This window comes from Streptomyces sp. HNM0574 (assembly GCF_012726235.1).
Lineage (GTDB): Bacteria > Actinomycetota > Actinomycetes > Streptomycetales > Streptomycetaceae > Streptomyces.
Window position 1 is genome coordinate 1 of record NZ_JAASAH010000010.1, and the last position, 12591, is coordinate 12591.

The window sequence follows — 12591 nt, forward strand, 5'->3', positions numbered from 1 at the left end:
GCCGCCGCGGCCGAGAGCGTGACCGCTCCGGCCGCCGCCACCGAGACCGCCGCCACCGAGACCGCCGCCGGCGAGCCCGCCGCCGGTGCCGAGTCCGGCGAGGGCGCGGCGCAGGCCGCGCGTCCGGCCAGGACCCGTCGCCGGGCGACGCGGGCGAGCGGTGCCGTGAGCACCGAGGCGGCCGCCCCGGAGACGGAGCAGCCCGCAGAGGCCGAGAGCGCGGACGAGCCCAAGGGCAAGGGCCGCAGCGGCGGCAAGGCGAAGGCCGCGAAGGGCGCCCGGAAGGGCAAGTCCGCCGCCGGTGAGGAGCCGGAGGCGGCCGCCGCCGAGCAGCCGCGGGACGAGAAGCCCGAGGCCGGGGACGGCAAGGGCGAGGAAGCGGAGGCGGGCGGACGTACCCGTCGCCGCGCGACGCGTAAGACGGCCGCCGCCAAGAGCGGCGAGGGGGAGAAGCGTGCCCCGGCGGCCGAGGCCGCCGCCGTGTCCGCGGACACCGAGGAGTCCGGCGCCGCCCCGGCACCGCGCAAGCGGCGTTCGGTGCCGCCGATGGCGATGTTCCAGGCGCCGGTGTTCACCGAGCCCGCGTTCCAGACGCCGCAGAGCGCCGCCGCCGCTGCCGCCGCCGAGAGCGCCCGCACCGACGAGACCGAGGACGCCGAGGAGGCGGAGGCCGAGCAGGCCCAGGCCCCGGCCGAGGAGCCGGGCCGTCGCCGTCGCCGCCGTCGCGCGGACGGTGCCGAGCCGGAGGCCGGGCGCGGCCGCCGCCGCGAGGGCCGTGAGCAGGAGCAGCCGAAGGCCGAGGCCGAGGAAGCGGAAGCCGAGGAGGCGGAGACCGAGGAGGAGTCCGCCGCCGGTGCCGAGGCGGGCGAGGAGCAGGAGCGGCCGGCGCGCCGTCGTCGCCGGGGCGGCCGTCGTCGCCGTCGCGGTGAGGCAGCGGAGAACGCGTCGGACGAGTCCGAGCGGGAGTCCGGCGAGGCGCAGGGCGCCGGTGCCGAGTCCGCCGGTTCGGGCGAGGCCCGCGAGGAGTCCGCCTCCGAGGAGAGCGGCCGTGAGGGCGAGGGCGAGCAGGAGAGCGAGGGCCCGTCCTCGTCCAGCAGCTCGCGCCGTCGTCGCCGTCGTCGCCGCCGCAGCGGGGACTCCGGTGAGGGCGAGGGCGCGGCGCCCGCCGAGGGCGACGACCCGGAGCGCACCGTCGTCAAGGTCCGCGAGCCGCGGAAGAAGAAGGACGAGCCGGTCGACGAGGTCCAGGCGATCAAGGGCTCGACCCGGCTTGAGGCGAAGAAGCAGCGCCGCCGTGAGGGGCGTGAGCAGGGGCGTCGCCGGGTGCCGATCATCACCGAGGCCGAGTTCCTGGCCCGCCGTGAGTCGGTCAAGCGGGAGATGATCGTCCGGCAGAGCGGCGAGCGGACGCAGATCGGCATCCTCGAGGACGACGTGCTGGTGGAGCACTTCGTCAACAAGGAGCAGTCGACGAGCTACGTCGGCAACGTCTACCTCGGCAAGGTGCAGAACGTCCTGCCGTCGATGGAGGCCGCCTTCGTCGACATCGGCAAGGGCCGCAACGCCGTGCTGTACGCGGGCGAGGTCAACTTCGAGGCGCTCGGCATGGGCAACGGCCCGCGCCGCATCGAGTCCGCGCTGAAGTCCGGCCAGTCCGTGCTCGTCCAGGTCACCAAGGACCCGATCGGGCACAAGGGCGCGCGTCTGACCAGCCAGGTCTCGCTGCCCGGCCGCTACCTGGTGTACGTGCCCGAGGGCTCGATGACGGGTATCAGCCGGAAGCTGCCGGACACCGAGCGTTCGCGGCTGAAGCAGATCCTGAAGAAGGTCGTCCCGGAGAACGCGGGCGTCATCGTCCGTACGGCGGCCGAGGGCGCCAGCGAGGACGAGCTGCGCCGGGACGTCGAGCGGCTGCAGGCGCAGTGGGAGGACATCCAGCGCAAGTCGCAGCAGAAGGCCAGCGGCCCGACGCTGCTCTACGGCGAGCCGGACATGACCGTCCGCGTCGTGCGCGACATCTTCAACGAGGACTTCTCCAAGGTCATCGTCAGCGGCGACAAGGCGTGGGAGACGATCCACGGGTACGTCTCGCACGTCGCGCCCGACCTGTCCGACCGGCTCCAGAAGTGGACCTCGGACGTCGACGTCTTCGCGACGTACCGGATCGACGAGCAGCTGATGAAGGCGCTGGACCGCAAGGTGTGGCTGCCGAGCGGCGGTTCGCTGGTGATCGACCGGACCGAGGCGATGGTCGTCGTCGACGTCAACACCGGCAAGTTCACCGGCCAGGGCGGCAATCTCGAGGAGACCGTCACCAGGAACAACCTGGAGGCGGCCGAGGAGATCGTCCGCCAGCTGCGGCTGCGGGACCTCGGCGGCATCATCGTCATCGACTTCATCGACATGGTGCTGGAGTCCAACCGGGACCTGGTGCTGCGGCGCCTGCTGGAGTGCCTGGGCCGGGACCGTACGAAGCACCAGGTGGCCGAGGTGACCTCGCTGGGTCTGGTGCAGATGACGCGGAAGCGCGTCGGCCAGGGCCTGCTGGAGTCCTTCTCCGAGTCCTGCGTGCACTGCAACGGCCGCGGCGTGATCGTGCACATGGAGCAGCCCTCCTCGGCGGGCGGCGGCGGTGCCGCCGGCGGCAAGAAGGGCAAGAAGAAGGGCAAGGGCGGCGGCGACCGGCCCTCCGGCCAGGAGGCCGAGGCGCAGGAGCAGCCCGCGGTTTCCGAGGAGAAGCCTGAGAAGGGCGAGAAGCGCGGCAGGCAGCGGGACGCCGCGGCCGCCGAGGAGGAGCCGAAGGCGCTTCCCGAGCCGGACTTCGTCCCGGACGAGGAGCTGTACAGCAGCGCCGCCGAGGCGGAGGCCGCGGCCTCGCGCGGCGGTGGCCGCTCGCGCCGTCGCGGCGCGCGCAAGGCGAGCGCGCCCGCGGGTTCGCCGCAGCCGGTGGCCGAGCCGGGAAAGGACGGCGGCCCCGTGCCGGCCGTTCCCTCGGAGAGCGGCTCCGTGAGTGGTGGCGCGGCCGCGGCTGAGGAGCCGGCGGCCGGGGCCCCGGCCGCGCAGGCCGGTACGGCGGAGCCGGAGGCGGCGCGTCCGGCCCGGTCGCGGCGCCGCGCCTCGCGCAAGGCGAGCGCGCCGGCGGGGTCGCCGTCCGCTGCGGAGCCGGCCACGGAGCCGGAGCCGGCTTCGGCTTCGGCTTCGGCTTCGGACGAGGGTGCGCAGGCGCCTGCCGCCGAGCCGGTGCAGGCCGCCGCTCCGGCGGTGGCCGAGGCTCCGGCCGAGCAGCCCGCGCCCCGTGCGCGGCGCCGGGCCAGCCGGAAGGTGAGCGCGCCCGCGGGTTCGCCGACGGAGTCCGAGGCCGCGGGGTCGATCGTGGTCCCGGCCGCGCCCGCCGTCTCTCCCGAGCCGGTGGCCGAGGCCGCTCCCGTCGTCGAGGCCGAGGTCCCGGCGGAGGCCGCCGCTCCGGCGCGGTCCCGTCGCCGGGTGACGCGGAAGGTGTCGGCTCCGGCCGGTTCGCCCGCGTCCTCGGAGGAGGGCGCCGTCACGGTCGTCCCGGCCGAGGAGCCGGGCGAGGCGACGGCCGAGGAGGCCGCGCCCGCCAAGAAGGCCGCGAAGAAGGCCCCGGCGAAGAAGGCGGCGGCCAAGAAGGCGCCCGCCAAGAAGGCCGCGGCGAAGTCCACGGCGGCGAAGAAGAGCACGGCGAAGAAGGCCGCGGCCAAGAAGACCGCCGAGGCCGAGGCCCCGGCGGAGCAGGCCGAGGCGTCCGAGCCGGCCCCGGCGAAGAAGGCTCCGGCCAAGAAGTCGGCCGCCAAGAAGACGGCGGCGAAGAAGGCCCCGGCGAAGAAGACGGCTGCCAAGAAGACCGCCGCGAAGAAGACCGCGGCGGCCGAGGAGCAGGCGCCTTCGGTCTCGGCACCCGCCGAGGACTGACCGCCGGTCCGTGCGCGGAGCCAGGAAGCCCCCGTCCGTCACCCGGGCGGGGGCTTCCCCGTGCCCCGCACAGCTGCTCCGGGGCGTCTACCACCCGGTTTGACCTGCGAGTCGGCGCCCCGTAGCCTTGACCGTCGGCATATCGGACAGGTATGCCGCGCTCCTGAGCAACTCCCTCCCGAGGCTCGTCCGAGGCCCGGGAGAGGCCGCTCAATCCTTCCGGATCAGCCCGTGGGCGAGGAACGGTTCTCCGTGTCCTGGCTGCGGCGGGCGGCTGGCGTCAGGAGTCCCGAAGCGAGCGAGAGAGAGCTAGCGTGTACGCGATCGTGCGCACCGGCGGCCGCCAGCAGAAGGTTTCTGTGGGCGACGTCATCGAGGTTGACCGGATTTCCGAGAGCAAGGTCGGCGACAACGTCGAGCTCTCGACCCTGCTCGTGGTCGACGGCGACGCCGTCACCAGCGACCCGTGGGTTCTGGACGGTGTGAAGGTCTCCGCCGAGGTGGTGGACCACCACAAGGGCGACAAGATCCGTATCCAGAAGTACAAGAACAAGACTGGTTACAAGAAGCGGATCGGTCACCGTCAGCTGCACACCGCGCTGAAGATCACCGGCATCCCCGCCCCGGCCAAGAAGTAAGGACTGAGGAGACATGGCACACAAGAAGGGCGCATCGTCCACTCGGAACGGTCGCGATTCCAACCCGCAGTATCTCGGCGTGAAGCGCTTCGGCGGTCAGCGCGTCAACGCAGGTGAGATCCTGGTCCGCCAGCGTGGCACGCACTTCCACCCGGGCAAGGGCGTCGGCCGTGGCGGCGACGACACGCTGTTCGCGCTCGACCAGGGTGCCGTGCAGTTCGGCACCTTCCGCGGCCGCAAGGTCGTGAACATCGTCCCGGCCGCTGAGTAATCAGCTTCTCTTCAGCCGGGTTCGACACAGAGCCTGATCCGAGGGCGGACCGCCTCCCCTTCCTGCGTACGGACACCGTGCGCCCGGGGAGCGAGGTCCGCCCTCGGTGCTGTGAGCGGCCGGAACCTGGGCCGTTCGCCCACCATGGAGTGCACGGCGGGTACGCCGCGGGCCGCACGGCCCAGGCAGTCATCCGACGTACCGCCGGGCACCCACAGACATTCCTGATCACAGACTGCGTACGCCGGGAGGCTCCCTCATGACCACCTTCGTGGACCGCGTCGAGCTGCATGTCGCCGCGGGTAACGGTGGCCACGGCTGCGCGTCCGTGCACCGCGAGAAGTTCAAGCCGCTCGGCGGCCCGGACGGGGGCAACGGCGGCCGCGGCGGTGACGTCGTCCTCGTCGTCGACCCGGACGTGACGACGCTCCTCGACTACCACCACAGCCCGCACCGCAAGGCCACCAACGGCAAGCCGGGCGAGGGCGGGCACCGCTCGGGCGCCGACGGCCGGACGCTGGTCCTGCCCGTGCCCGACGGCACCGTCGTCCTCGACAAGCAGGGCAACGTGCTCGCCGACATGGTCGGCAAGGGCACCACCTTCGTCGCCGCGCCGGGCGGCCGCGGCGGCCTGGGGAACGCGGCGCTGGCCTCGGCCCGCCGCAAGGCCCCCGGGTTCGCGCTGCTCGGTGAGCCGGGCGAGACGCAGGACGTCGTGCTGGAGCTCAAGACGGTCGCGGACGTCGCGCTCGTCGGCTACCCCTCGGCCGGCAAGTCCTCGCTGATCTCGGTGCTCTCGGCGGCCAAGCCGAAGATCGCCGACTACCCGTTCACGACCCTGGTGCCCAACCTCGGTGTCGTCACGGCCGGTTCGACCGTCTTCACCATGGCCGACGTGCCCGGGCTGATCCCCGGCGCGAGCGAGGGCCGCGGGCTCGGCCTGGAGTTCCTCCGGCACGTCGAGCGCTGCTCCGTCCTCGTCCACGTGCTGGACTGCGCGACGCTGGAGAACGACCGCGACCCGGTCAGCGACCTGGACATCATCGAGGAGGAGCTGGCCCAGTACGGCGGCCTGGACGACCGTCCGCGCCTCGTCGTGCTCAACAAGGTCGACATCCCGGACGGCAAGGACCTCGCCGACATGATCCGGCCCGACCTGGAGGCCCGCGGCTTCCCGGTGCTGGAGGTCTCGGCCGTCTCGCGGCAGGGCCTCAAGGAGCTGAGCTACGCCCTCGGGAAGATCATCGAGGAGGCACGCGCGGCGGAGCCGGAGCAGGAGGCGACCCGCGTCGTCATCCGCCCGAAGGCCGTCGACGACGCCGGGTTCACGGTGACGAAGGAGGACGAGGCGTTCTTCCGCGTCCGGGGCGAGAAGCCCGAACGCTGGGTCCGCCAGACCGACTTCAACAACGAGGAGGCCGTCGGCTACCTCGCGGACCGGCTCAACCGCCTCGGCGTCGAGGCCGAGCTGCACAAGGCGGGCGCCCGCGCGGGCGACGGCGTGGCCATCGGCCCCGAGGAGAACGCCGTCGTCTTCGACTGGGAGCCGCTGGTGGTCGCGGGCGCCGAGATGCTCGGCCGCCGCGGCGAGGACCACCGGCTCGACGCCGCCCCGCGTCCGGCCGCGCAGCGCCGCCGCGACCGGCAGGCGGAGCGCGACGAAGCGCTCGGCGAGTACGAGGACTTCGACCCCTACGAGGGCTGAGCCGGCGGGGCTCGCCCCCGGTCGCACGGCACGCAGAGGGCCCCGGAGCGGAAATCCGCTCCGGGGCCCTCGTCATGCGTCCGCGTGCGTCAGACGTTCACGCTGTCGGCGCCCTCCGACTCGCCGCCGTCGGCCGGGGGCTCGGCGCCGTGCGGGTCCAACTCCCGTTCCTCGGCGGCCTCTTCGGCCTCCGTCTGGGCGTGCGACTCGCGCTGGCCGGGGATGTCGGCCGCGCGCTGCGCGACCCGCTCGGCCCGGGCCTCCGCCTCGCCGCACAGGTCGAGCGCCGCCTGGTTGAAGCGGGCCAGGGACGGCGGGTCCGAGGGCCCGAGCAGGTGCACCTTCAGCTCCTGGCGGGCGTCGGCCAGGGCGTCCTTCTCCGGCGAGCGGACGGACTCCAGCAGGGCCGGGATCTCCGTCGCCTCGGGCGAGAGGATCGTCGCGGCCCGCACCGTCGGGAAACCGGTGCGGAAGTCGTCCTCGGACAGGCCGCTGGTGTTGGCCACCGCGTACGGCTTCTCGCTCGACAGGTAGTCGGAGACGACCGAGGAGACGTCGGAGATCAGCAGGTCGGCCTGGTTGAAGCAGGAGTAGATCGCCGGGCGGGGGCCGGTGATGATCTGGTGCTCCCACTCGGGCAGCGAGTTCCAGAACGCCTCCTGCCAGGCGGCGGTGGCGGCCTCGACGCGGGCCGCGCGGTCGCCGTCGGGCTGCGCCTGGAGCATCATCCGCTCGCCCTCGTCGGCGCCCTTGCGGAACTTGGTGCTGGTCAGCGCCTGGAGCTCCTCCGTGGCACGGGCCAGCGCCTCGGCGGCCCCGGGGCCGGGACGCTCACCGGCGCGCTGCGCGTTCGCCTCGGCGATCATGGCCTGGATGCGCTGGTTCGCGGCGCCCGCGCGCGGGTCGACGGAGCCGGTCATCGGGTGCGGCTTGTAGTGCAGCCGGACGGAGGGGTCGGCGAGCAGCGCACGGACGATGTTCTCGCCCGCGAGGATCACCGAGGTGTTGCCCGGGTCGTTCGTCCAGCCCTCCCACGTCGGCGCGTACAGCACCGTGGTGTACCGGCCCTGCGGCGGGCCCGCGTAGGGCTCGATCGGGGACAGCTGCGGGCGGCCGACCTCGACGACGTCCTTGTCGTCCACGCCGATGTCGGCGAGCTGGTAGCGCTCGCGCGCGGCCGGGCCGGCGACCCAGATCTCGTCGTACGCCTTGGCGTAGGGGTTGCAGGAGGAGAGCTTGTCGCTCTCGCCGTGGTTGATGAAGGCGTGCTTGATCGTGGGGATGCGCAGCACCTGGGAGGTCTTGCCGGAGTTGGCCGGGTGCAGCAGCATCTTGAGCGTGGAGTGCTCCAGGTGCATCAGGTGGGCGACCTTCGGGATACAGACGATCGGGATGTCCGTCGCGTCGATCTTCTGCACCATGAAGCGCTCGCGGAGCACGATGACGGGGTTGCCGTCGAGCTTGGCGAGCGTGGAGAGCCACATGTTGGCCTGGTAGGCGGAGCTGGTGCCGCCGGAGAAGTACATGCCGACGGTCGGCCGGTACTCGGCCAGCCAGTCGTCCAGCCACTGCAGGACGCGCTGCTCGTTCGCGTGCCGCTTCTTGGGCAGGAGCCAGGTGCCCAGGTGCACGGCGCTGCCGAGGGACAGCAGGAAGCTGACGCTGACGCCGACCAGGCCCCAGACGGACGAGGACAGCATGGCGCTCAGCATCAGACCGACCGTGCCGGGGATGGAGAAGCGCAGCAGGCGGCGGCTGGGCTGGCGGGCCAGCAGCTTCGGGGGAGCGGTGGACAGCCCCAGGCCCGAGGCGTCGATGTTGCGGGTGACGATCGGCAGCGTGCGGCTGCGGCGCACCAGCTGGGCGACGGACTGGCACAGGAAGTGCGCGGCGTACGCGGCCAGCAGGAGCAGGGTGAGCGGGCGCTCGATGTCCGGGGGGACGTCCGGCAGACGCACCAGCCCGATGACGATCAGCATGTCGCGCAGCAGCTGGCGCGTGGTGACGTCGAAGCGGACCTTGCCCAGGAGGGCCAGCAGGCGGGGCTGTTTGTGCGTGAGATAGAGGTCGAGCGCGATCCCCGCCAGGGAGGCGGTGACGAAGACGGGCACGTTCGGTAGCAGCGCACCCGCGAGCTGCGCGGCGTAGAACACCAGCAGCGCGAGAAGCGCCGCCAGCTGGACGGCGCGTCGGGATGAGAGACCGGCAGAGGGCACGGGCTGGGCTCCTGGCAGGAGGTCGAGTGGCAGCCGGAGAGACCTCCGGGCTGCATGCGGACTGGGGAAACGGCCGCTGAGGGGGCCGCAGTCGACCACTGACCGTATGACGGTCCCGGCCCCGGGCACAATCTTCGGCGTCACCACCACGTCGGAAGAGGGGCGAAGTGTGGTATTCCCCGCTGTCCGCCGACCGGAACCGGTGCGCGCCCCGGACCTGCGCTGACGTAGATTGCTTGCGGAAGACCGGGCGGCCGCCGGGCGGTCGGCCGGGCAGGTGGGGCGAGCGCAAAGGACTGTGCGGACGTGACAGGGGCAACAGGACGAACCGGGGCGACGGGCTCTCCGGAGCCGGATCGCGCACCCCGGAACGAGGTGCACACGGACGGCGCGGGCTGTGACGGACAGTCACCCGCACCGCGCACCGGCGACGCCCCCCGGCCGCGCCCCCCGCACCACGCGCCGGCCGGTGACCGGCTGCGCGCCGACGTCACCCAGGCCCGGCGGATCGTCGTCAAGGTCGGCTCCTCCTCCCTCACCACGGCGGCCGGCGGGCTGGACGCGGACCGGGTGGACGCCCTCGTCGACGCCCTGGCCAAGCACACCGGCGAGGGCGGCAAGGAGATCGTGCTGGTCTCCTCCGGCGCCATCGCCGCAGGTCTCGCCCCGCTCGGCCTCGCCAAGCGGCCCCGCGACCTGGCCCGCCAGCAGGCCGCGGCCAGCGTCGGCCAGGGCCTGCTCGTCGCCCGCTACACCGCGTCCTTCGCGCGCTACGGCCACCGCGTCGGGCAGGTGCTGCTCACCTCCGACGACACCAGCCGCCGCGCGCACTACCGGAACGCGTACCGGACGCTGGAGCAGCTGCTGTCGATGGGCGCGGTGCCGATCGTCAACGAGAACGACACCGTCGCCACCGACGAGATCCGCTTCGGCGACAACGACCGCCTCGCCGCCCTCGTCGCCCACCTCGTACGGGCCGACCTGCTCGTCCTGCTCTCCGACGTGGACGGCCTCTACGACGGCAACCCGGCCACCCCCGGCACCTCCCGCATCGAGGAGGTGCGCGGCCCGAAGGAGCTGGACGGGATCGAGATCGGCAGCGCGGGCAGCGCGGGCGTCGGCACCGGCGGCATGGTCACCAAGGTCGAGGCCGCGCGGATCGCCGCGGGCGCCGGCGTGCCCGTCGTCCTCACCTCGGCGATACACGCCGCCGACGCGCTGGCCGGACGCTCCACCGGCACCCTCTTCCACCGCACCGGCCGCCGCTCGGCGGGCCGCCTGCTGTGGCTCGCGCACGCCTCCACGCCGGTCGGCGCGCTCACCCTCGACGACGGCGCCGTCGCGGCCGTCGTCGACCGCCGCACCTCGCTGCTGCCCGCCGGGGTGGTCGAGGTGGAGGGCGACTTCTCCGCGGGCGAGCCGGTGGAGCTGCGGGACGCGCGGGGCCGCCCCGTCGCGCGGGGCCTGGTGAACTTCGACGCCAAGGAGATCCCCAAGCTGCTCGGCCGCTCCACCCACGACCTCGCCCGCGATCTCGGCCCGGCCTACGAACGGGAGGTCGTGCACCGCGACGACCTGGTACTCCTGGACTCGTGACGCGGCCGCGCGCGGCACAACTCCCGCCGGGTGGACCTGTGTTCGCCTGACAGGCGTGCTCCGGCCGCGCCGCTGTGCGGCAACGGGGGCCGTCATACGCGTAAGAGATCGGACAAAGTCCAGTCTTTCCGCGGACAGCTTGGGGAAAGTGCCCACGCGGCGGGCCGCGGACTGGTCAACTTTGCTGCGGGGCCGCGGGCGTACGCCGCCCGCGCCCCCAGGCGCAGCATCCGCCCGGCAACCAGCACGACTTCGCACCACACCAGGAGGCCGTCTGTGAGACGACTGGCCAGCGTCGGCACGGAAGAGCGGGCCGAGCCGGAGAAGGACGTGTGCACGGCATCCCGTCTGTGGCACATCACCCTCAGCGTCGCGGGCGCCGCTGCGCCGCTCAAGGAGGTCCGCCGCGGACTGGAGCAGCTCGCGCACGACCACCCCTTCCTCCTCACCAGCCGCTACGCGAACGACCACGCGGAGATCCGGTACTGGGAGGAGGCGCGGGACCTGCACGACGCCGCCGCCGTCGCCCTCCGCCTGTGGGGCGAGCACCGCGCCTCCGCGAAGCTCCCGCCGTGGGAGATCGTCGGCCTGGAGGTCGTCGGCCGGGAGACGTACCACCAGCGCATCGCCGAGGGGTACGGGCCGCCGCCCGCCAGCCCGATGGGCGTCCACCCCTTCTGACGCCGGGGCCACCGCACCCGCACCGGCGGCCCCGTCCCGGAGCCCGGACGGCCCGGCGGCGGTTCACCGTGCGCGACTAAGCTTCCCGGCATGAGCCGAGCACCGCAGACCTCGACGCAACCGACCGTCACCGAGACCGCCCGCCGGGCCAAGGAGGCGGCCGCCGTCCTGGCCCCGCTGCCCCGCACCGCCCGGGACGCCGCGCTGCTCGCCATCGCCGAGGCGCTCGTCTCCCGCACGGACGAGATCGTCGCCGCGAACGCCGAGGACATCGCGAAGGCCCGCGCCGCCGGCACCCCGGACTCGATCGTCGACCGGCTGACGCTCACCCCCGAGCGGGTCGCCGCCATCGCCTCCGACGTCCGCGACGTCGTGGCGCTGCCCGACCCGGTCGGCGAGGTGCTGCGCGGGTCCACGCTGCCGAACGGCCTGGAGCTGCGCCAGGTCCGCGTCCCGCTCGGCGTCGTCGGCATCATCTACGAGGCCCGGCCGAACGTCACCGTCGACGCCGCGGCGCTCTGCCTCAAGTCGGGGAACGCGGTGCTGCTGCGCGGCTCCTCCTCCGCCTACGCCTCCAACACCGCGCTCGTCGCCGTGCTGCGGGACGCCGTCGCCGGTGCCGGGCTGCCCGCCGACGCCGTGCAGCTCGTCCCCGGCGAGAGCCGGGACAGCGTGAAGGAGCTGATGCGGGCCCGCGGCCTCGTCGACGTCCTCATCCCGCGCGGCGGCGCCTCGCTGATCAGGACGGTGGTCGAGGAGTCCACCGTCCCGGTGATCGAGACCGGCGTCGGCAACTGCCACGTGTACGTGGACGCCGCGGCCGACGTCGAGACGGCCGTGAACATCCTCGTCGACGCCAAGGCGAGCAGGCCCAGCGTGTGCAACTCGGCCGAGACGGTGCTGGTGCACGAGGCCGTCGCCGACGCGTTCATCCCGCGCGCCCTGGCGGCGCTCGGCGCGGCCGGGGTCACCGTGCACGGCGACGCGGCCTGGCAGCGGCACGCGGGCGCCGAGGGCGCCGCCGTCGTCCCGGCGACGGAGGAGGACTGGGGCACCGAGTACCTCAGCTACGACATCGCCGCCGCCGTCGTCCCCTCGCTGGACGCGGCCGTGTCCCACATCCGCACCTGGACCTCGGGGCACACCGAGGCGATCGTCAGCGCCGACGCCTCCGCGACGCGGCGTTTCACCTCCCTCGTCGACTCGACGGCCGTGATGGTCAACGCTTCCACCCGCTTCACCGACGGCGGGCAGTTCGGCTTCGGCGCCGAGATCGGCATCTCCACCCAGAAACTGCACGCCCGCGGCCCGATGGGCCTGCCGGAACTGACGTCCACCAAGTACGTCGTCACCGGTGACGGTCACACCCGCGGCTGAATCCCCGCAGTCCCTGCCCAAACCGGAAGCCCCCCACTAGGCTGGGCCACGTGCCGGACGACGTGGGGGGCCAGCCGTTCCCGGACGGCGAGGAGCCCGAGTACAGCCATCACACGGGCGCGGACGACGCGTTCGCCTCCGTGGTGTTCGACGAGGACTTCGTCCGTGCCGCCGTGG

Annotated in this window: 8 protein-coding genes; 7 read left to right on the forward strand and 1 reads right to left on the reverse strand. The window is 73.4% G+C overall.

What is annotated here, in order from left to right; all coding sequences use genetic code 11:
* The 4 genes from HCC30_RS17795 to obgE form a co-directional block, all read left to right on the forward strand.
* A partial coding sequence (locus tag HCC30_RS17795) for an Rne/Rng family ribonuclease (protein WP_240979687.1) occupies window positions 1–3930 on the forward strand: 3930 nt, incomplete at its 5' end.
* 314 nt (window positions 3931–4244) lie between these two features.
* A complete protein-coding gene (gene rplU / locus HCC30_RS17800; protein ID WP_169443577.1) occupies window positions 4245–4568 on the forward strand; it encodes a 50S ribosomal protein L21 in 324 nt (107 codons plus the stop codon).
* 13 nt (window positions 4569–4581) lie between these two features.
* Window positions 4582–4839: a 50S ribosomal protein L27 gene (rpmA, locus tag HCC30_RS17805; RefSeq protein ID WP_169443578.1), complete on the forward strand. Its 258-nt coding sequence runs from the start codon at window positions 4582–4584 to the stop codon at window positions 4837–4839.
* Window positions 4840–5098: 259 nt separating this feature from the next.
* A complete protein-coding gene (gene obgE / locus HCC30_RS17810) occupies window positions 5099–6544 on the forward strand; it encodes a GTPase ObgE (RefSeq protein WP_169443579.1) in 1446 nt (481 codons plus the stop codon).
* Between the two features lie 89 nt (window positions 6545–6633).
* On the opposite strand, the gene HCC30_RS17815 is transcribed toward obgE, so the two are convergent.
* On the reverse strand, window positions 6634–8760 hold the full coding sequence (locus tag HCC30_RS17815) for a hypothetical protein (protein ID WP_346776676.1): 2127 nt from the start codon (window positions 8758–8760) through the stop codon (window positions 6634–6636).
* 477 nt (window positions 8761–9237) lie between these two features.
* Here HCC30_RS17815 and proB point away from each other — a divergent pair, with 477 nt between their 5' ends.
* From proB to HCC30_RS17830, 3 genes are all read left to right on the forward strand, one after another.
* Window positions 9238–10356, forward strand: coding sequence for a glutamate 5-kinase (gene proB, locus HCC30_RS17820; protein ID WP_169443763.1), 1119 nt, complete (start codon window positions 9238–9240; stop codon window positions 10354–10356).
* A gap of 285 nt (window positions 10357–10641) precedes the next feature.
* Entirely contained in the window at window positions 10642–11037 is a 396-nt protein-coding gene (locus HCC30_RS17825) for a hypothetical protein (RefSeq protein ID WP_206323997.1), read from the forward strand.
* 90 nt (window positions 11038–11127) lie between these two features.
* Complete coding sequence (locus tag HCC30_RS17830; RefSeq protein WP_169443581.1) at window positions 11128–12414, forward strand: glutamate-5-semialdehyde dehydrogenase; 1287 nt, start codon at window positions 11128–11130, stop codon at window positions 12412–12414.
* The last annotated feature ends 177 nt before the right edge of the window (window positions 12415–12591 follow it).